The organism is Allobosea sp. 05T422_2, assembly GCF_056396265.1.
Genome location: NZ_JBFTLD010000063.1, coordinates 1 through 19221, shown reverse-complemented (window position 1 = coordinate 19221; position 19221 = coordinate 1). Strand labels below are relative to the sequence as shown.

19 protein-coding genes are annotated in these 19221 nt (G+C 66.8%); 6 read left to right on the top strand and 13 right to left on the bottom strand.

The genetic code is table 11. From position 1 onward, the window contains the following. Positions 1–7: 7 nt before the first annotated feature. From ccmE to AC1DJT_RS13780, 5 genes are all read right to left on the bottom strand, one after another. Positions 8–469, bottom strand: coding sequence for a cytochrome c maturation protein CcmE (gene ccmE, locus AC1DJT_RS13800; protein ID WP_441489234.1), 462 nt, complete (start codon positions 467–469; stop codon positions 8–10). 41 nt (positions 470–510) lie between these two features. Continuing rightward, a complete protein-coding gene (ccmI, locus tag AC1DJT_RS13795; protein ID WP_476834248.1) occupies positions 511–1614 on the bottom strand; it encodes a c-type cytochrome biogenesis protein CcmI in 1104 nt (367 codons plus the stop codon). A gap of 71 nt (positions 1615–1685) precedes the next feature. Next, a complete protein-coding gene (locus tag AC1DJT_RS13790; protein WP_441506614.1) occupies positions 1686–3056 on the bottom strand; it encodes an ATP-binding protein in 1371 nt (456 codons plus the stop codon). A 9-nt stretch (positions 3057–3065) separates the two neighbouring features. Beyond that, a complete protein-coding gene (locus tag AC1DJT_RS13785; RefSeq protein ID WP_476834247.1) occupies positions 3066–3734 on the bottom strand; it encodes a response regulator transcription factor in 669 nt (222 codons plus the stop codon). A gap of 59 nt (positions 3735–3793) precedes the next feature. Beyond that, positions 3794–4114: a PepSY domain-containing protein gene (locus tag AC1DJT_RS13780; protein WP_069877267.1), complete on the bottom strand. Its 321-nt coding sequence runs from the start codon at positions 4112–4114 to the stop codon at positions 3794–3796. Between the two features lie 316 nt (positions 4115–4430). Here AC1DJT_RS13780 and AC1DJT_RS13775 point away from each other — a divergent pair, with 316 nt between their 5' ends. Together AC1DJT_RS13775 and AC1DJT_RS13770 are read left to right on the top strand one after the other, a co-directional pair. Further along, on the top strand, positions 4431–5210 hold the full coding sequence (locus AC1DJT_RS13775; protein WP_476834246.1) for a S1 family peptidase: 780 nt from the start codon (positions 4431–4433) through the stop codon (positions 5208–5210). A gap of 63 nt (positions 5211–5273) precedes the next feature. Continuing rightward, positions 5274–6116 (top strand): S1 family peptidase, encoded by an 843-nt coding sequence (locus AC1DJT_RS13770; RefSeq protein ID WP_441489141.1) that lies wholly within the window; start codon positions 5274–5276, stop codon positions 6114–6116. Between the two features lie 145 nt (positions 6117–6261). Here AC1DJT_RS13770 and AC1DJT_RS13765 read toward each other — a convergent pair whose 3' ends face one another. The 3 genes from AC1DJT_RS13765 to AC1DJT_RS13755 form a co-directional block, all read right to left on the bottom strand. Then, positions 6262–6843, bottom strand: coding sequence for an LOG family protein (locus tag AC1DJT_RS13765; protein ID WP_069877270.1), 582 nt, complete (start codon positions 6841–6843; stop codon positions 6262–6264). After that, on the bottom strand, positions 6840–8222 hold the full coding sequence (locus AC1DJT_RS13760) for a dipeptidase (protein ID WP_476770781.1): 1383 nt from the start codon (positions 8220–8222) through the stop codon (positions 6840–6842). Before AC1DJT_RS13760 ends, AC1DJT_RS13765 begins: the two co-directional genes overlap by 4 nt. Before the next feature lie 115 nt (positions 8223–8337). After that, positions 8338–9879 carry a helicase HerA-like domain-containing protein gene (locus AC1DJT_RS13755; RefSeq protein WP_476834245.1) on the bottom strand — a complete coding sequence of 514 codons (1542 nt, stop codon included), beginning with the start codon at positions 9877–9879 and terminating at the stop codon, positions 8338–8340. 150 nt (positions 9880–10029) lie between these two features. Between AC1DJT_RS13755 and AC1DJT_RS13750 the strand changes: the two genes are divergently transcribed. From AC1DJT_RS13750 to scpA, 4 genes are all read left to right on the top strand, one after another. Then, positions 10030–10416 (top strand): DUF2267 domain-containing protein, encoded by a 387-nt coding sequence (locus AC1DJT_RS13750; protein WP_113514613.1) that lies wholly within the window; start codon positions 10030–10032, stop codon positions 10414–10416. A 170-nt stretch (positions 10417–10586) separates the two neighbouring features. Then, entirely contained in the window at positions 10587–12581 is a 1995-nt protein-coding gene (locus AC1DJT_RS13745) for a methylmalonyl-CoA mutase family protein (protein WP_476834244.1), read from the top strand. A 16-nt stretch (positions 12582–12597) separates the two neighbouring features. Next, positions 12598–13422: a bifunctional hydroxymethylpyrimidine kinase/phosphomethylpyrimidine kinase gene (gene thiD, locus AC1DJT_RS13740; RefSeq protein ID WP_476769295.1), complete on the top strand. Its 825-nt coding sequence runs from the start codon at positions 12598–12600 to the stop codon at positions 13420–13422. Continuing rightward, a complete protein-coding gene (scpA, locus tag AC1DJT_RS13735) occupies positions 13419–15587 on the top strand; it encodes a methylmalonyl-CoA mutase (protein ID WP_476834243.1) in 2169 nt (722 codons plus the stop codon). The genes thiD and scpA overlap by 4 nt, the downstream gene beginning before the upstream one ends. A gap of 62 nt (positions 15588–15649) precedes the next feature. On the opposite strand, the gene AC1DJT_RS13730 is transcribed toward scpA, so the two are convergent. From AC1DJT_RS13730 to AC1DJT_RS13710, 5 genes are all read right to left on the bottom strand, one after another. Then, the gene (locus AC1DJT_RS13730) at positions 15650–15919 is read right to left on the bottom strand and encodes a hypothetical protein (RefSeq protein ID WP_476834242.1); all 270 of its coding nucleotides are present in this window, start codon (positions 15917–15919) and stop codon (positions 15650–15652) included. Between the two features lie 100 nt (positions 15920–16019). Further along, positions 16020–16808 (bottom strand): ABC transporter permease, encoded by a 789-nt coding sequence (locus tag AC1DJT_RS13725; RefSeq protein ID WP_476824652.1) that lies wholly within the window; start codon positions 16806–16808, stop codon positions 16020–16022. After that, complete coding sequence (locus AC1DJT_RS13720; RefSeq protein ID WP_476769298.1) at positions 16805–17671, bottom strand: ABC transporter permease; 867 nt, start codon at positions 17669–17671, stop codon at positions 16805–16807. Before AC1DJT_RS13720 ends, AC1DJT_RS13725 begins: the two co-directional genes overlap by 4 nt. Positions 17672–17706: 35 nt before the next feature. Then, positions 17707–18903, bottom strand: coding sequence for an ABC transporter ATP-binding protein (locus AC1DJT_RS13715; RefSeq protein WP_476834241.1), 1197 nt, complete (start codon positions 18901–18903; stop codon positions 17707–17709). Next, the coding region (locus AC1DJT_RS13710) for an extracellular solute-binding protein (RefSeq protein ID WP_476834240.1) at positions 18900–19221 on the bottom strand (322 nt) is incomplete at its 5' end. The genes AC1DJT_RS13715 and AC1DJT_RS13710, both read right to left, overlap by 4 nt.

The following is a 19221-nucleotide window of genomic DNA, read 5'->3' as shown; positions in this document are numbered from 1 at the left end:
CCTGCCCTCACCGCTGCGGCTTCTGCGCACCGGCGTCGCCGGGCTGCCAATGGCCTTGCTTCTTCAGTGCGTCCGCGACTTCGCGCGGCATGTAGGTTTCGTCATGCTTGGCGAGAACCGAATCCGCTCGGAACCGGCCTGCGGCCTCAAGCACGCCTTCCGTGACGACGCCCTGCCCTTCGCGGAAGAGATCCGGCAGGAGGCCATCATAGCTCACCTGGACAGTGGTCTTGCTGTCGGTAATGGCGAAAGTCACGCGCTGGCCAGGCCCGCGAGACACGGACCCCGTCTCGACGAGGCCGCCGAGCCGCATGCGCGTGCCGGGCTGCAGCCCCTTTTCGGCGATTTCCGTCGGTCCGTAGAAGAAGACGATCGAATCGCGCATGGCGAAGAGCACGAGGCCGGCGGCAAGGCACAGGACTGCGCCTGCCGCTCCGATCAGGGCAAGGCGACGTTGCTTGCGGCTCATCCCGCGGCGCGGCGCCAAGACTCGCGACGGTTCTGTGGCGGTCATGGCGCGGGCTCCCGCAATCCGAGTTCTCCGGCCAGGGCATCAAGCTGGCCAAGCGCCGCACCATCATCGGCGAAGCGCTGGCGGGCCGCGATGATCGCCTCTCGTGCTGCAGGCTTGTCGCCGAGCACGACCTGCGAACGGATCAGTCGCGTCCATTCGGCGAAGGTGCCGCCGCCCATCTTGAGGCGCTCGGCAAGACCATCGACCATGCCCCGGATCGCGAGCTGCTGCTCGCCCGGCGGCAACGCCGCGATCGAGGCGCCGGTGGACGGTGCGGCCTCCAGCCCCTCCAGGCGCAGGCGCACCGTCCCGACCCAGGTCGCATCAGCTGGAGCATCGGCGAGCAGAGCGCGCAGATCCGCAATCGCGCCGGCACTGTCACCGTCCTGCTCCTTGGCAATCGCCAGGAAGTAGCGGGCCCGGGCATTGCCGCCATCGAGCTTGACCGCTTCGGTCAGGGGCTGGCGCGCTTCAGCCGTCACCACGCCGCCTGCGGCAAGCGCACGCGCCTCGCCAAGGCCGGCCAGCAATTCGGCATTGGCTCCGCCATGCTCCAGCGCCGCCGCGAAGGCCCGCGCCGCCTCGTCGTAACGACCCTGGCGCAAATAGACCGGCGCCACGACGGACCAGCCCCGCGCGTCGCCGGGGTTGGCCGCCAGATRGGCCTCGATGCGGCTGACCGCGAGCGCAAAATCCTGAGAAGGGTCCGATTTCAGCCGCGCCGAGAGCGGCTGATCCGGTCGCTCGGGCGAGCCCTGGGCGCCATAGAGCAGAAGAGCAAAGAGCGGCACGCAGGACAGTGCGATCGCCGAGGCTGCACGCCGCCGACGCAGCGCAGGCTCGCTGTCTCCCGTGGGGACAGCCTCCCCGTCCGCCGCACGCAGCAACCTGCGGCCGGCCTCGGCGCGCGCAGCGTCCGCCTCGGTGCCGCCGATCAGCCCGCGGCCAAAATCGCGGTCGATCTCGGCAAGCTGGGAGCGATAGAGACTCTTTGCGTCGGTGACCTCTGCAAACGCGTTCGCGTCTCCGCGCCCAAGGGGCCAGAGCAAGGCGAAAACCGCCGCCGCCGTCATTGCCGCAAAGATGATCCAGATCAGCATGTCGCGTTCATAGCCAATCGCTGACGCCGTATCATGTCTGCCGATGGCGACAAAGGGTCACGTCGGCACCGTCAGACCGAAGGAAGCAGCAGGCGCGCCCGCAGGCCACCGAGGCGCGAGCGCTCGAGCGTGAGCTCGCCGCCATAGAGCTTGGCGAGATCGACCACGATCGAGAGCCCGAGGCCGGAGCCCGGCGTCGTCTCGTCGAGCCTACGGCCGCGCTTGAGCACGTCGAGCACGGCCTCGGACGGCAGCCCGGGACCATCATCGTCGATCAGCAGCGCGATCCGCCCCTCTTCGGCTTCGGGGGCCAGGCTCACCTCGACCGTCGAACGCGCCCATTTGAACGCGTTGTCGAGCAGATTGCCGAGCATTTCCTCCAGATCCTGCCGCTCGCCGCGAAAGCGGACATGGGGCGGGACGTGGTGCATGCCGGTGATGCCGCGCCCCTGCGAGATCTTGGCGAAGGTGCGGATCAGCGCGTCGAGCGAGGGCGCAACCTCGGTGACGCTGCCGAGCGCGCCGGAGAGTGCAGCCGCCCGCGCGCGGTCGAGATAATACTGCACCTGGTCGCGCATGATCGCCGCCTGGTTCCGCACCGTCTGCGGCAGATGCGGGTCGCTTGCCTCGGCTTCGTTCAGCATCACGCTGAGCGGCGTCTTCAGGGCGTGGGCGAGATTTCCGACCTGGGTCCGGGCCCGTTCCAGGATTTCGCGGTTGGCGTCGATGAGCTGATTGAGTTCGCCAGCCAGTGGCGCRAGATCAGGCGGGTATTTTCCGGCGATCCGGGCGGCCTCGCCGGTTCGCACCGAGCCGACCGCTGTCCCAAGCCTGACGAGGGGGCGCAGGCCGAAGCGAACCTGGATCAGGGTCGAAGCCACGAGCGCGAGCCCGAGCAGCAGGAAGGTCAGCGTCAGCGCCAGGCGGAAATCACGAATGTCGCCTTCGATCTCGTCGGCGGGGGCCGCGACGCCGACGATGAAGCGGCCATCCTCGCCGACATCGATCTCGCGCTCGATGATGCGCAGGCCTCTCTCGTCCGGCCCAGAGACATAGCTCTCACGCAAGCCGCGCGCATTCGGCGTCAGCTGCTGGTCGAGAAGCTTCGGCAACTGCCCGCCGACGAGAGAGCGCGAGGTGCGCACCACGGGCTTTTCGCCATCGAGCCTGACGATCTGCCAGTACCAGCCGGATAGCGGCAGATCGAAACGCGGCTCGCCGAGATCGCCGATCGCCTGGCGTTCGGTTTCCGGCGGCGCGGCAAGATCCGCGACCAGTTCCTTGATGTAGACGCTGAGTCGCTCGTCGAAGCCACGCTCAGCGGAGCGACGGTAGAATGTCGTCAGGCCGAACCCGGCGAGCGCCAGCACCAGCGCGCAGCACACTGCCGCCGACAGGAAGAGGCGAGCGCCGAGCGAATAGCGATGCGATTTGCCCGGCATGGACCGTCGTCAGACCTTGGCAGGCGCAGCGGCGATGTAGCCAAGCCCACGGACGGTCTCGATGATCTCGACGCCGAGCTTCTTGCGGAGACGGCCGACGAAAACCTCGATGGTGTTGGAGTCCCGGTCGAAATCCTGATCGTAGAGATGCTCGACCAGCTCGGTACGCGAGACGACACGCCCCTGATGATGCATCAGATAGGCCAGCAGCCGGTACTCGTGCGAGGTGAGCTTGACCGGATTGCCGTCGACGACGACCCGGCTGGCGCGCGTGTCGAGCCGCACCGGGCCGCAGGTCAGCTCCGAGGTGGCATKGCCGGCTGCGCGGCGCAGCAGCGCCCGGACGCGGGCCAGCAGTTCCTCGATATGGAACGGCTTGACGACATAGTCGTCGGCGCCCGCATCGAAGCCCGAGACCTTGTCGCTCCAGCGATCCCGTGCAGTCAGAATCAGTACCGGCATGGTCTTCTCGGCCCGGCGCCAACCCTGGAGCACAGTCACGCCATCGACCTTCGGCAGGCCGAGATCGAGGATCACTGCATCATAGGGTTCGGTCTCTCCGAGATAGAGGCCCTCCTCGCCGTCGAACGCCTTGTCGACGGCATAGCCGGCATTCTCCAGCGCGGTCACGATCTGGCGATTGAGGTCCTTGTCGTCCTCGACGACGAGCAGTCTCACGTCGGCTCACTCCTGTCTTGATGTMCCGGGGCCGGATGCCTTCGCCTGAAGGCTGCCGCTCAGCGAATGGTTGAGACCTTGCCGGACTGGCCCTCGAGCGTCACCCGGGCCACGCGACCGTCGCGCTTCAACGTCGTTACAACATAGACGAAATCATCGCCCTGGCGACACAGCCTGATACGGACGACCTCGCCCGGCGCGGCGTTGCGCGCATGCCTGGAGGCCTGGGCCGGCTGGATCACCCGCCCATCCGACACCGCCTCGCGCATCTCGTCCGCCGACAGGCAGGAGATGGGCTCCTGGCTGTCGATCGTGACAATCGGGAGGGGCTGGGCAAGCAGTGTCAGGGCGAAGATCGTTTCGACGGGCATCATCGACATTCGCTAATCCCGAGCAACTGAACACGCCATGAATGGGCGGCTCGCGTATCGTCAGGATATGCCAGTGCACCGCCAGCCGTCCACGCCATTCCTGCCCCTTGCCCACAACCTTGCGGATCYGAGCATCGGCGATCTCAATCTCGGTTTGCAGACGCCCGTCTCGCGGAGTCCGGCATTTCCGCACCTCGCCGGCCGCGCGCGCCGCTGGCTGGCCTGACGAAMAAGACCCTCCAGCGTCAGCCGCCGGCTCCGATTCCAGGTTCAATTATGCGGTTCGACGCGCTATCGCTCCCAGCACACGAGGAGAGGAGATCAGATGAGCGTCAGAGGTTCGATTGGCCCTGGCGGGCTCGCGCTCGCGGCGATTCTGGCGGCAACGCCTGCCCTGGCCGTGCTCGGCGGACGCGACGGCGGACCGTCTGCCGCGTCGACGCTGATGGTTCTCAATGCGCGCGGCGGCGTCTGCTCCGGGATCGTCCTGTCACCGCGAACGATCCTGACCGCGGCCCATTGCGCCGATGGCGGCGTCGAGCTGCGCATCCACTGGAAGGACGGCAGCGGCGAACCGGTGCTGATCGCCCCTGCCACGGTCTCGTTCCATCCCGGCTTCGATGCGAAGGCGATCACGGCGCGGCGCCGCTCGATTGATCTCGCCCTGGTGCGCCTCTCCGCACCGCTCCCGTCGCGCTTCTCGCCCGCTGCCTTGATCGACGGCGGCCTTCCGCGCGCCGGTTCGGAGATAACGCTTGCGGGCTATGGGGTCTCCCGGGAGGGAGAGGCCCGCACCACCGGCACCTACCGCTCCGCCACTCTGGCGACGGTCGAGCCCTATGGCCCAGGCAAGATCCTGCTCTGGGCGGCAGATCCTGCTGGTGCGGGCAGTCGTCCCGGCGCCGGCGCCTGCCAGGGCGATTCCGGCGGCCCGATCTGGCAGGGTAGTGACGGCGTTATCGCCGTGACAAGCTGGTCCACTGGTCCGAAGGGCAAGAATTGCGGCCTGCTCAGCCAGGGCGTTCTCGTCGCGCCGCAGCGAAACTGGATCGACCGCACCTTGTCGCAATGGGGCGAGAGCGCATCCTGGACAACCGATCGCTGATCGAAACACTGGACTGGCTCGAAACAGGCCATAGAGTGGCAATGTGAACCCGGCGGTTGCTTCATGATGTCTCGTGCTCCGATCCTTGCCCTTGCCGCAGCACTTTGCGCGGCAGCCTCCCCGGCAGCGGCCGTCGTCGGTGGCGCTCCTTCGCGAGGGCTCGATGGCCCGCGCGCGTGGACGGTCAGGGTCGAGACCAGCCGCGGCGAGCTCTGTTCCGGCGCGGCGATCGCGCCTGAACTCGTCCTGACCGCGGCGCACTGCCTGATGGGCGGTGGGGCCGTCCGTGTGGTGAGCCTGGATACGCGCTTTCGCGAGCGCAGCCACCCGGTGATCGGGGTCCTGCCGCATCCGAGCTTCGTTCCCGGCACCACGCCGCGCACCCAGCCCGGGACCGATCTCGCCGTTCTCAGGCTCGCCTCTCCCCTTCCCGCCGATATCGAACCACTCTCGCTGGGCAGCGGTCTCTGGCAGGGCGAGACCGTGACGATGGCAGGCTATGGCCTCTCGTCCGAGAACAACAAGCGCACCGCGCGGCGGCTGCGCGAGACGCCGCTCGTCAATGCCGGCAACTACACGACGTCGAACACAGTGAAGGTCGCGGTCGACACGCAGGCACTGGGCGAGACGCCTGGCGCAGGTGCCTGCCGTGGCGATTCCGGCGGCCCCGTCCTGCGCGGCTCGGCGGCCTCGCGGGATCTGGTCGGCATCGTCAGTTGGTCGAGCGGCCCGCTGAATTCGCGCGTCAGACGGATTTGCGGCGGTTTCACCGCCATTACGCCGATCAGCGAGCACCGATCCTGGATCACCGAGGCCAGCGGCCGGCTTCTGGCGCTAGGCGAAGGCGGGCGCCAGGAGGCCCCGGTCGCGCCGCGCGCCAGCTATAGCTGGTGGTTCAGCCGCTGAGCCGAACCCGGCGGCTCAGGCGGGGGAACTCCGTCCGCTCGCGTCGGCAGGGCCGCGCGACGCGAGAGGTTCACAACCCGGCCGGGAACGCCCGAGCCGGGCTGCAGAGGGCAGACCACGGGGAAGCGCGGCGGTTGAAGGAGACTCAGGTCTCCTCCTTCTCCACCCATTTGAACGTCGCGGACGGAACATATTGATCCATCCTTTCGAGCAGGGTCGCCGGCTCGGTATCCGTCATGGCCATGGCGCGGTGGTTCTGCTTCAGGAAGCCGGCCTCAACCGTGTTGTCCAGGAAAGTCGCGAGCGGATCGTAGAAGCCGCCGATATTCAGGAAGCCGAGTGGTTTGGTGTGAATGCCGAGCTGGCCCCAGGTCCAGATCTCGAAAATCTCCTCGAAGGTGCCAATGCCGCCCGGCATCGCGATGAAGCCATCCGAGAGTTCGGCCATCCTCGCCTTGCGCGTGTGCATGGTGTCGACCACTTCGAGCCGGGTCAGCCCATTATGGCCGATCTCCTTTTCGCGGAGCGCGCGCGGGATGATGCCGTGGACCTCGCCTCCGGCCGCGAGCGCCGCATTGGCAACGGTGCCCATGAGACCGACAGCACCGCCGCCATAGACGAGCGTCAGCCCGCGCCTGGCGATCTCGGCGCCCATGGCCCGGGCGCCGGCGGCGTAGACCTCGTCATTGCCCGGGTTGGAGCCGCAAAAGATACAAACCGATTTCATGCGCCCAGCGCCTGCAGGATGCGGGCCCAGGAACGCTGGCCCTTGTGGAAGGAAGAGAGGTCGTATTTCTCGTTCGGCGAGTGAACGCGGTCATCATCGAGACCGAAGCCGACGAGCAGAGTGTCCATGCCGAGCGTGCGCTTGAAGTCCCCGGCGACCGGGATCGAGCCACCCGAGCCGATGGTCACCGCCTTGCGGCCCCATTCCTCGGTCAGCGCGGCCTGCGCCTTGAGCAGGGCCGGCGAATCGACGGGAACGGCGATCGCCGGCGAGGCGCCATGCGCTACGAACTCGGCCGTGACATCCGCCGGCAGTCGCGCCCGCACAAAGGCCTGGAAGGCGGCCGCGATCTTCTGCGGATCCTGCTTGCCGACGAGGCGGAAGGAGATCTTGGCCGAAGCCTTGGCCGCGATCACCGTCTTGGTGCCTTCGCCGATATAGCCGCCCCAGATGCCGTTGACGTCGCAGGTCGGGCGCGACTGGATCTGCTCGATCAGCATCCGCCCCTTCTCCCCGATCGAGTGCTTCAGGCCGATCCCCCCGAGGAATTCCGCTTCGGTCAGGCCGAGCGCCTGCCAATCCGCCTTCTGCTCGGCGGTCGGTTCCTCGACCCCGTCATAGAAGCCGGGAATGGTGATCCGCCCGGTCTCGTCGTGGAGCGCCGCGACGATGCGTGAGAGCACATGGATCGGATTGGCGGCGGCGCCACCGAACAGGCCCGAATGCAGGTCGCGGTCGGCGCAGGTGATCGTCACCTCCTGATAGACCAGCCCGCGTAGCGAGGCGGTGATGGCCGGCGTTTCCCGGTCCCACATGCCGGTGTCGCAGATCAGCGCCACATCGGCCTTCAGCTCCTCGGCATTCGCCGAGACGAAGGACGGCAGATTCGGAGAGCCGGACTCCTCCTCGCCCTCCACCAGGATGGTGATGCCGACCGGCAGGTCGCCGGTTTCCTTCAGCGTCGCCCGCAAGGCCTCGATGAAGGTCATCACCTGGCCCTTGTCGTCACAGGCTCCGCGCCCCGTGATGACCTTGCGGCCGGGCGCGATCTCCTTGACCACGGGCTTGAAGGGGTCGCTCTCCCACAGGTTCAACGGGTCGACCGGCTGGACGTCGTAATGGCCATAGAACAGCACATGCGGCGCACCAGGCTTGGGCCGATGGCCGACGACGATCGGCTGGCCGGGCGTTTCGCGCAGCGAGGCCTTGAAGCCGAGCGATTCGAGATCGTCCCGCAGCCATTCCGCGGCGCGGCGGCTATCGGCGGCATAGGCCGGATCGGTGGCGATCGACGGTATCGCGATCCACGACGCCAACCGGGCCAGCGAGGCATCCAGTTCGGCATCGAGGCGAGAGAGAATCGCAGGAAGCTTGGGCATGTCGCTCGATCTCACTATGGGCTCAAGGCATGAGCGGATTTTAGGTTGCATCATCATGACAAGCCACGGGGCCGGCGCCAGCAGGCCGGCCGGCATGGCTGCCCCGCGTCGCCGGCTATTTGCGCCCGCCCATCATCGAGCCGAGTACTCCACGCAGGATCGCCGAGCCGATCTGACGCCCCATCGTCGAGGCGGCCGAACGGGCTGCCGACGTAATGATCTTTTCCGTCATGCTGGGCGGCAGCCGCCCGCCACGGCTGCCCGGACCGGTCTTCGGCCGCTCGCCATTGCCGACGGCGTCGCCGAGCCAGCCACCGATCGTATCCATGATGCCGCCGCCGCCAGTCGACGCCTCGACCGGCGAGCCATCGCCGTTCAGGCCCTTGCGCTTCATCAGCTCTTCATAGGCCGACTCGCGGTCGATCATGGCGTCGTATTTCCCGGCAAAGCCGGAATCGCGCATGCACTGGGCCCGCTCCTGCGGCGAAACCGGACCGACCTGTGCCATGGGCGGGGCGATCAGCGTGCGCTCGACCATGGTCGGCGTGCCCTTGCCCTCCAGCGTCGAGGTCAGAGCCTCGCCGACCGCAAGCTGGGTGATCGCTTCCTCGGTCTTGAACTTGGGGTTCTGGCGGAAGGTTTCGGCGGCCGCCTTGACCGCCTTCTGATCCCGCGGCGTGAAGGCGCGCAGCGCGTGCTGCACGCGGTTGCCGAGCTGGGCCAGAACCGTATCGGGGATATCGAGCGGGTTCTGCGTGACGAAGTAGACGCCGACACCTTTCGAGCGGATCAGCCTGACGACCTGCTCGACCGCCGTCAGCAACGCCTTCGGCGCGCCGTTGAAGAGCAGGTGAGCCTCGTCGAAGAAGAAGACCAGCTTCGGCTTGTCGAGATCGCCGACCTCCGGCAGCTGCTCGAACAGCTCCGAGAGCAGCCAGAGCAGGAAGGTGGCATAGAGCCGCGGATTGGCCATCAGCTTGTCGGCCGCGAGCATGTTGATGATGCCGCGCCCGTCGCGGTCGGTCCGCATCAGGTCGTTGATGTCGAGCGCCGGCTCGCCGAAGAACAGATCGCCCTTCTGGTTTTCCAGCACCAGCAAGGCGCGCTGGATCGTCCCGACCGACTGCGCGGTAACATTGCCGTATTTCGTCGTCAGCGACTGCGCGTTCTCGGCGATGAAGGCGAGGATCGCGCGCAGGTCCTTGAGGTCGAGCAGCAGCAGCTTCTGTTCGTCGGCGATGCGGAAGGCGATGTTGAGCACGCCTTCCTGCGTGTCGTTGAGATCAAGCAGGCGCGAGAGCAGCAGCGGCCCCATTTCCGAGATGGTGGCGCGGACAGGGTGACCCTGCTCGCCGAACACGTCCCAGAATACGGTGGTGAACTGGTCGGGCTGGTACGTCACGCCGATCTCCTCGGCGCGCTTGAGGAAGGGTGGCTTCGAATCGCCCGGCGCGGCAACACCGGACAAATCGCCCTTGATGTCGGCTGCAAAGACGGGAACGCCGTGGCGCGCAAAGCCTTCGGCCAGAACCTGCAATGTCACCGTCTTGCCGGTGCCGGTTGCGCCGGTGATCAGGCCATGACGATTGGCAAGCTTGAGCAGGAGCGATTCGGGCTTCCAGCTCTTGCCGATCAGAATCGTGCCGTCATCCGCCATGAGATTCGCCTATGCTGTTGTCGAAGCGTCAGGCGATGGGTGTAGCGAAACGGGCCGACCGGCGGAAGCCTGAACCCTGTTTGATTCAGATCGTAAATATGTAAACTATCGCCGAGCGGCGCAGGCCGACCCGTTGAAGAGGACAAACCGATGGATGAACTGATCTCCCGCATCGTGGCGGCTTCCGGTCTCGATGAAGGCCTCGCCCGCAAGGCGATCGGCATCATCCTCGCCTTCCTGCAGAAGGAAGGCCCGGCCACCGAGATCGAGCAGTTGATGTCCGCCCTGCCCGGCGCACAGGAGCTCGCCGATTCCGCCAATGGCGGCAAAGGCGGCCTGATGGGCATGGTCGGCGGCCTGATGGGCGGTGGCGGCGGCGTCATGGCGCTCGGCGGGCAGCTGATGGGAGCCGGGCTCTCAATGGGCCAGATCCAGAGCGTGTCCAAGGAGATGTTCGCGGTCGGCCGTGAAAAGGCCGGCGAAGATGCGATGGGCGCGATCGTCGGAGCGATTCCCGGACTCGGCCAGTTCGTCTGATCGCCATTCCGGCTTGAGGATCGAGCGCCGCCTGGCAACGGGCGGCGTTTTCGATTCGGTCGGGGGTTTGCGCACGCGGCGTTGGACGAAGTAGGGATGGCGGTGCGTCTGCGCACGTGGCATCACGCATTCGCAATTGCAGCATGCCGCAAGCAGGGAGACCGGCGCGCATGAACTCGGCCTCGACATCCGATCTGCCCTTCATGGAGGCCTTTCCGCTGCCCGACCAGGCGCAGTGGCGCGCGGCCGTCGACAAGGTTCTGAAGGGTGCCGATTTCGAGAAGCGCCTCGTCGGGCGKACGGCCGACGGCATCCGGATCGCGCCGCTCTATGCTGCGGCCAGCCCGCAGACACGGCCGGCGCGGTCACAGGCCCGGCGCTGGCAGGTCAGCGCGCGGATCGACCATCCGTCCCCCGCAGAAGCCCGCGATCTGGCGCTCGCCGATCTCGAAGGCGGCGCTGACGCGCTCGTTATCAGCTTTGCAGGCGCCCGCGCGGCCCGCGGCTATGGGCTGGTCGCCGATGATGTCGCCATGCTGGATGCCGCGCTCGACGGCGTGATGCTCGACCTGATCAGCCTGAGGATCGACCCCGCGGCGGGCGGACGCATCAATGCGCTCCTGCTTGCCGCGCTTGTCGAACGTCGTGGAATAGACCCCGCGACGACGACAATTGACTTCGGACTCGACCCGATCGGCATCCTCGCCAGCCAGGGCGTGTTCGCGGCTTCATGGCCCGAAATCGGCCGCCGCCTTGTCGAGACCATCGAGGCCCTGAAGGCGCGCGGATTTGCGGGCCCCTTCCTCACGGCCGATGCACGCCCCTATCAGGAGGCTGGCGCGACCGAGGCGCAGGAACTCGGCGCAGTCATGGCGACCGCGATCGCCTATCTGCGTGCGCTGGAAGCCGGCGGCATGCCGCTCGATCAGGCCCGCGACGCCATATCCTTCGTTCTCGTCGCCGATACCGACGAGTTCATGACCATCGCGAAGTTCCGCGCTGCTCGGCTGCTCTGGCAGCGCGTGCAGCAGGCCTGCGGGCTTGATCTCAAGCCCATGGCGCTGAACGCCGAGACGGCATGGCGCTCGCTGACCCGGCGCGACCCCTGGGTCAATCTGCTGCGTGCGACGGTCGCGACCTTCTCGGCCGGCATTGGCGGGGCGGACTCTCTCACCGTCCTGCCATTCACCGCCGCGCTCGGCTTACCCGATGCCTTGGCCCGCCGCGTCGCCCGCAACACCCAACTCGTCCTGCTGGAGGAGGCCAATCTCTGGCGCGTCGCCGACCCCGCCGCTGGGGCCGGCGGTTTCGAGGCTCTGACCCAGGCGCTATGCGAGCAGGCCTGGACCAAAATGCAGGATCTGGAGCGCGAAGCCAGTGACGGCCGACCCGGCATCGTCGCGGCACTGGCCAACGGACATGTTCAGCAGGGTCTTGCCCGCCAGCGCGATATCCGCGCCAAGTCGATCGCGACCCGCCGCGAGCCGATCACGGGAACCAGCGAGTTCCCGAATCTCGCGGAGGCTCCGGTCAAGGTGCTCGAGATTGCGCCGGTCAAGCGGACACGCTCCTCGCCATCGACGACCAGAGCGGCCGATCAGGACCAGGCGGCGTTGATCAGCCAGCTCGCAACGGGTGCGACGCGCGCGGATGCGGCAACGGCTCCCGAACAGGATGGGCTGAAGGTCGAAGCCCTACCCTCTGTGCGGCTTGYCGAGGCGTTCGAGGCCCTACGCGACAAGGCGGATGCGCTAACGCAAGAGCGCGGCAAGCGCCCGACCGTCTTCCTCGCGACGCTGGGGCCTGTCGCCGACTTCACGGCGCGCGCCGGCTTCGCGCGGAACCTGTTCGAGGCCGGAGGCCTCTCGGCTCCCGGCCATGACGGCTTCCCCGGCAATGGCGGGACCGACATTCCGGCACTTGTTGCGGCCTATCAGGCCTCGGGTGCGCGCCTCGCCTGCCTCTGCGGCTCGGATGCCGGCTATGCCTCCGAGGCAGTTGCCGCTTCGCAGGCACTGCGCGCCCAGGGCGCAACGGTCTGGCTCGCCGGCAAGCCCGGTGAATTGGAACCTGCGTTGAACCAGGTCGGTGTGGCCTCGTTCGTTTTTGCGGGAGCCGATGTCGTCGCCGCGCTTGAACAGGCGCAGGCGATCGCGGCTGCCTGATACGGAGAGCAGTGCCTTGACGCCCATCGCCCTCACCATTGCCGGCTCCGATTCCAGCGGCGGCGCCGGAATTCAGGCCGATCTCAAGACTTTCGCGGCGCATCGGGTCTATGGCGCCAGCGTCATCGTCGCGCTGACCGCGCAGAACACCATGGGCGTCACCGCGATCCACGCCGTGCCGGCCGGTTTCGTCGCCCAGCAGATCGACGCCGTCTTTTCCGATCTCGACGTGACGGCGGTGAAGATCGGCATGCTCGCCACGGCCGAACTGATCGAAACGGTTGCCGCGGGCCTGGTGAGGCACAAGGCCCGCAACATCGTGCTCGACCCGGTCATGGTCGCGGCTTCAGGGGCTCGTCTCCTCGAGGACAAGGCCGTTGACGCCATCCGACGCCTGCTTTTCCCGCTCGCGACGCTGGTCACGCCCAACCTGCCGGAAGCAGCGGCGCTGCTCGGCACCGCGATGGCGACAAGCGAAGCGGCGATCGACGAACAGGCCGAGAGGCTGATCGGCTTCGGCGCCGCGAACGTGCTGCTGAAGGGCGGGCATGGCAGCGGCGAGACCAGCACGGATCTGTTGCTCCTGGCTGGCGGCCAGCGCCAGCGCTTCAGCGCGCCGCGCCATGAGACGCGCAACACCCATGGCACCGGCTGCACATTGTCCTCGGCGATCGCGTCCGGCCTCGCCAAGGGATTGGCRCTGTCTGAAGCGGTCGGCCAGGCAAAGACCTATATCTCGGCGGCCATCGCGGCCGCCGATCAGGTTCCGGTTGGCCATGGCCATGGACCGGTGCATCATTTCCACCATTGGTGGGACAGGACCGACGGGAGTAAGCCATGACCGCGATCCCGGACTTCACGACGCTCGCCTTCGACGATCACGCCCCGGCAGCGGCACTGCTCCCGGCTGCGGCAGCCGAGCTCTGGCTGACGCCGGAGGGCATCCCGGTCAAACCCGTCTATACCGCGGCCGACCGCGACGGGCTTGGCTTCGTCGACAGCCTGCCGGGCCTGCCGCCCTATCTGCGCGGCCCCTACCCGACCATGTATGTGAACCAGCCCTGGACGATCCGGCAATATGCCGGCTTCTCCACGGCGGAGGATTCGAACGCCTTCTACCGGCGCAATCTCGCCGCCGGGCAGAAGGGGCTCTCGGTCGCCTTCGATCTCGCGACCCACCGCGGTTATGACAGCGACCATCCGCGCGTCGGCGGCGATGTCGGCATGGCAGGCGTCGCGATCGACTCGATCTACGACATGCGCACGCTGTTCTCCGGCATCCCGCTCGATCAGATGAGCGTGTCGATGACGATGAACGGCGCGGTCCTGCCGGTTCTCGCGCTCTATATCGTCGCGGCCGAGGAACAGGGCGTGCCGGCGGCCAAACTCTCGGGGACCATTCAGAACGACATCCTCAAGGAGTTCATGGTCCGCAACACCTATATCTATCCGCCCTCGCCCTCGATGCGGATCATCGGCGACATCTTCGCCTATACCTCGGCGAACATGCCGAAATTCAACTCGATCTCGATCTCCGGCTATCACATGCAGGAGGCGGGAGCGACGCAGGACCTGGAGCTCGCCTACACGCTTGCCGATGGCGTCGAGTATATCCGCGCCGGGCAGCAGGCCGGTCTCGGCGTCGATGTCTTCGCGCCGCGGCTCTCCTTCTTCTGGGCCATCGGCATGAACTTCTTCATGGAAGTGGCGAAACTGCGCGCAGCCAGGCTGATCTGGGCCAAGCTCGTCAAGGATTTCGGCGCCCAGAACGAAAAATCCCTGCCGCTGCGCACGCATTGCCAGACCTCCGGCTGGTCTCTGACCGCGCAGGATGTGTTCAACAACGTGCCGCGCACGATGATCGAAGCGATGGCGGCGACGCAGGGCCACACCCAGTCGCTCCACACCAATGCGCTCGACGAAGCGCTGGCGCTGCCGACCGACTTTTCCGCCCGGATCGCCCGCAACACCCAGATCCTGCTGCAGCAGGAGAGCGGCACGAGCCGGATCATCGATCCCTGGGGCGGTTCCTACTATGTCGAGCGGCTCACCGCCGAACTCGCGGCCAAGGCCTGGACCCATATCCAGGAGGTCGAGGCGCTCGGCGGCATGGCCAAGGCGATCGAGGCCGGTATTCCGAAGCTGCGCATCGAGGAAGCAGCCGCCAAGACCCAGGCGCGCATCGACGGCAAGCAGCAGGCGATCATCGGGGTCAATATCTTCAAGCCGGAGAACGAGGCCTCGATCGACGTGCTCAAGGTCGACAATGCCTCGGTTCGCACCCAGCAGCTCGACAAGCTCCGACGTCTCAAGGCCGAGCGAAACGAGGCCGAGACGCAAGCGGCGCTGACTGCGCTCACCCATGGCGCCACCGGCGACGCTAATCTGCTCGATCTCGCGGTCAAGGCGGCCCGCGCCAAGGCGACGGTCGGCGAGATTTCCATGGCGATGGAGACAGTCTTCGGGCGGCACCGGGCCGAGATCAAGTCGATTTCCGGCGTCTACAAGCGGGAGGTCGGCATGGAAAATCCGGCAGTGACACGCGTGCAGATGATGACTGAAGCCTTCGAGGAGGCCGATGGTCGCCGGCCGCGCATCCTCGTCGCCAAGATGGGCCAGGACGGACACGACCGCGGTCAGAAGGTGATCGCGTCGGCCTTCGCCGATCTCGGTTTCGACGTCGATATCGGACCACTTTTCGCGACGCCGGACGAGGCGGCGCGGCAGGCCGTGGAGAACGACGTCCATATCGTCGGCGTCTCCTCGCTGGCGGCGGGGCATCTGACGCTGGTGCCCGAACTGAAGGCAGCCCTGGGCAAGGCCGGCCGGCCCGACATCATGATCGTCGTTGGCGGCGTGATCCCGCCCCAGGATTTCGAGGCGCTGATCGAAGCCGGTGCGAGCGCGATCTTCCCGCCGGGGACCGTGATCGCCGATGCGGCCGAGAAGCTGCTCGAGGAACTCAACCAGCGGCTCGGCTACAGCCAGCGTACCGCTGCGGAATAGCAGACGGGCGCGGCTGGAAGAGCCGCGCCCGCGTCAGGATCACCAGCAATCGCTACACGAGATCAACGCCAGCCGTAGCCGTAGCTCTCGTAGTGACGGGGGCGGGCATAGCGCCGGTCGTCCTCGCCGAAGCGGCGCCACTGACGCTGTCCCCAATAGCCGTGGAACGCGGGCGGGGCCGGGCGCCAGCCATAGGCCGGGCGCTCCTGATAGCGGTCCCAGCGGCCGTCAAAGGCTGCGGCGGAGCCCGTCCCCGCGAGGCTTGCCGCGCCCRGGGTCGCAGCGCCGATGAGGAAGGTCGCGAGGCCGGCTGAGGCGAGTTTGCGGAACATGGTCCTGATCCTGTTTGGCGGCCAGGGCGATCCCCTTGCCTGACACCGACATTCGCACGTTCTGGCTGAACGGCCCTTGAGGGGGCCATTCACCAGCCGTTCAAGCGCTGGCCAATTGATCGCGCTTCAGGAGCAGCGAGGCCGCGATGACGACGAGCGCGACGGCGCCGATCATGATCGTGCAGGCCGCATTGATCTCAGGCGAGACGCCCAGCCTGACTGCGGAATAGAGCCGCATCGGCAGGGTCGTCGCGCCCGGACCGGTCGTGAAGCTCGCAATCACGAGATCGTCGAGCGAGAGCGTGAAGGCGAGCATCCAGGCGGCGGCGACCGCCGGCCAGATCAGCGGCAGGGTCACGGTCCAGAAGGTGACGACAGGAGTGGCGCCGAGATCGCGCGCCGCTTCCTCCAGCGAGCGGTCGAAGCCGGCGAGCCGCGACTGCACGACAATGCAGGCGAAGCCGAGGCTGAAGGTGGCGTGGGCGATCGTGACGGTCCAGAAGCCGCGCTCCACCTGCGCCGAGACGAAGAGCAGCAACAGCGACAGGCCGGTGATCACCTCCGGCATCACCAGCGGCGCCAGCACCATGCCGGAGAACAGGGTGCGCCCGCGAAAGGCGCCATAGCGTGCGAGCGCCAGCGCGGCCAACGTCCCGAGCGCGGTGGCGACTGTCGCCGAGACGAAGGCGAGACGGATGCTGAGCCAAGCTGCGGTGAGCAAGGGCTCGTTCGCCATCAACGCGCCATACCAATGCGTCGAGAACCCGCCCCAGACTGTCACCAGCCGGGAGGCATTGAAGGAATAGGCGATGAGCGCGAGGATCGGCAGGTAGAGAAAGGCGAAGCCCGCCACCAGCGCCATGATCAAACCGGGACCGAGCCGCTTCATGCCGCCCCTCCCCGCGTCAGCCGCGCCCGCTGCAGCAAGGCGAGCGGCGCGACCAGCACGAACAGCAGGACGACCGCGACGGCGGAGGCAAGCGGCCAGTCGCGGTTCGAGAAGAATTCGCTCCAGAGCGCCTTGCCGATCATCACGGTATCGGGGCCGCCGAGCAGATCGGGAATGACGAACTCACCGACCGCCGGAATGAAGACGAGCGCCGAACCCGCCAGGATGCCGGGGATGGACAGGGGCAGCGTCACCGTCGCGAAGGCGGTCGATGCCGGGGCACCGAGATCGGCGGCAGCCTCCAGCAGCGAGCGATCGAGCTTCTGCAGCGTCGCGAAGAGCGGCAGCACCATGAAGGGCAGGTAGGAATAGACCATGCCGATCAGCACGGCGGCTTCCGTGTTGAGCAACCGCAGCGGCTCGCTCGTCACACCCATGCCCGTCAGGACCATGTCGAGCAGCCCCTCAGGCCGCAGGATTCCGATCCAGGCGTAGACGCGGATCAGGAAGGAGGTCCAGAACGGCAGGATGACCAGCACCAGCAGGATGCCCTGCCAGCGCCTCGGCGCACTCGCCATCGCATAGGCCAGGGGATAGCCGATCGCGAGCGCGATCAGCGTCGTCAGCGCGGCGATACGCAGGGAGTAAAGATAGCTCTGCCAGTAGAGCGGGTCGTCACCAAGGAGCTTGAAGTTCTCGAGGTCCAGCGCAGCAATGAACTCGCCGAGCTGGGAGAAGCCCTGGAAATGCGGCGCATAGGGCGGCAGATCGGTCGCGGCGTCCGAGAACGCCATGCGCAGGACGATCGCAAAGGGCGCCAGGAAGAACAGCAGCAGCCAGAGATAGGGTACGGCCACGACCAGGCGGCCGAGCCGGCGCGCCGAAGCATTCCCCGTCCTCATGGCGGCAGGACCAGCCCGGCCTCAACATCCCAGGAGAGCCAGACCCTGTCCTCCCAGGCGAAGGGACGCTCGATCCGGCGGGTGCGGTTCGCAAGCGCAACCTTGAGCAATTGCCCGTCATCGCCGCCGACCATGACCTGCACCATGGTGAAATCGCCGAGATAGCCGATATCCCAGATCTCGCCGGCGACCTTGTTGACCGCCTGCACCGGCTCGTCATGGCTGAGCGTGATCTTTTCGGGCCTGAGGCCCACGAAGATCGTCTCTCCCGTGGCAAGCGAGGCCGTCTCCTCGTCGAGCTCGACCGCGCCGGCCATCGCCGTCTCGACCCTCACGATCTCGCCGGCGACGGATGTCACACGACCTTCGAGGATGTTGATGTCTCCGACGAATTCCGCGACGTAGCGGCTGGTCGGCGCCTCGTAGATCTCATCGGGCGGACCAATCTGAACGAGCCGGCCATGGTTCATCACCGCCATGCGGTCGGCCATGGTCATCGCCTCGTCCTGGTCGTGTGTGACGACCATGAAGGTGAGGCCGAGTTCGCTCTGCAGATCCATCAGCTCGAACTGAGTCGACTCGCGCAGCTTGCGATCGAGCGCCGCCATCGGCTCGTCGAGCAGCAAGAGCTTCGGACGTTTGGCGAGCGAGCGTGCCAATGCGACGCGCTGGCGCTGGCCGCCGGACAGCTGGTCCGGGCGACGCTTCCCGAGCCCGTCGAGCTTGACCAGAGCCAGCATCTCGGCGACGCGCCGCGAGATCTCCTCGCGCGGCAGCCCTTCCCGTCTCAGGCCATAGGCGATGTTGTCGCCGACGTTGAGATGCGGAAACAGCGCATAGGACTGGAACATCATGTTGATCGGCCGGCGATGCGGCGGCACGGCGGTGATGTCGACGCCATCGAGCAGGATCTCGCCGGCATCCGGCTGCTCGAACCCTGCCAGCATCCGCATCAGCGTGGTCTTGCCGCAGCCTGACGCGCCGAGCAGCGCGAAGAATTCGCGCGGGTAGAGCGCGAGCGACAGGTCGTCGACCGCCGTCACCGTGTCGAAGCGCTTGGTGACATTGCGGAAGACCACCAGCGGCTCCGCCGCTGGGTCATTCCATGGCTGGAAGGCCCGGCGAACGCTGCCGGGCGAAGCCTTGCGCTTCGCCMGGAGCGGAGCCGCAGCCCCGGCATCACGCGCGTTCATTTGCCGGTCTTGATGCGGGTCCAGAGCCGGTTGACCACCCTCTGGCTCTTCTGATCGTAGGGAGTGATCGTGTAGAGCCGGCTCATCACCGCCTCCGAGGGATAGATGCCGGGATTGTCGCGCACTGCCGCCGAAAGCAGCGGCTTCGAGGCGATATTGCCATTGGCATACTGGATGAAGTCGGAATTCTTCGCCGCCATCTCGGGCCGGTTGACGAAATCTATGAACTTCAGCGCGGCATCCGGATTGGCGGCATCCTTCGGAATGACGAAGGAATCGAACMACATCAGCGCGCCTTCCTTCGGGATGGAATAGGCG

Coding starts and splice junctions, on each gene's coding strand:
- scpA (WP_476834243.1), top strand. CDS start 13,419: ATGACCGCGATCCCGGACTTCACGACGCTCGCCTTCGACGATCACGCC.
- ccmE (WP_441489234.1), bottom strand. CDS start 469: ATGAGCCGCAAGCAACGTCGCCTTGCCCTGATCGGAGCGGCAGGCGCA.
- AC1DJT_RS13765 (WP_069877270.1), bottom strand. CDS start 6,843: ATGAAATCGGTTTGTATCTTTTGCGGCTCCAACCCGGGCAATGACGAG.
- AC1DJT_RS13780 (WP_069877267.1), bottom strand. CDS start 4,114: ATGTCGATGATGCCCGTCGAAACGATCTTCGCCCTGACACTGCTTGCC.
- AC1DJT_RS13760 (WP_476770781.1), bottom strand. CDS start 8,222: ATGCCCAAGCTTCCTGCGATTCTCTCTCGCCTCGATGCCGAACTGGAT.
- AC1DJT_RS13750 (WP_113514613.1), top strand. CDS start 10,030: ATGGATGAACTGATCTCCCGCATCGTGGCGGCTTCCGGTCTCGATGAA.
- AC1DJT_RS13770 (WP_441489141.1), top strand. CDS start 5,274: ATGATGTCTCGTGCTCCGATCCTTGCCCTTGCCGCAGCACTTTGCGCG.
- AC1DJT_RS13725 (WP_476824652.1), bottom strand. CDS start 16,808: ATGAAGCGGCTCGGTCCCGGTTTGATCATGGCGCTGGTGGCGGGCTTC.
- AC1DJT_RS13755 (WP_476834245.1), bottom strand. CDS start 9,879: ATGGCGGATGACGGCACGATTCTGATCGGCAAGAGCTGGAAGCCCGAA.
- AC1DJT_RS13775 (WP_476834246.1), top strand. CDS start 4,431: ATGAGCGTCAGAGGTTCGATTGGCCCTGGCGGGCTCGCGCTCGCGGCG.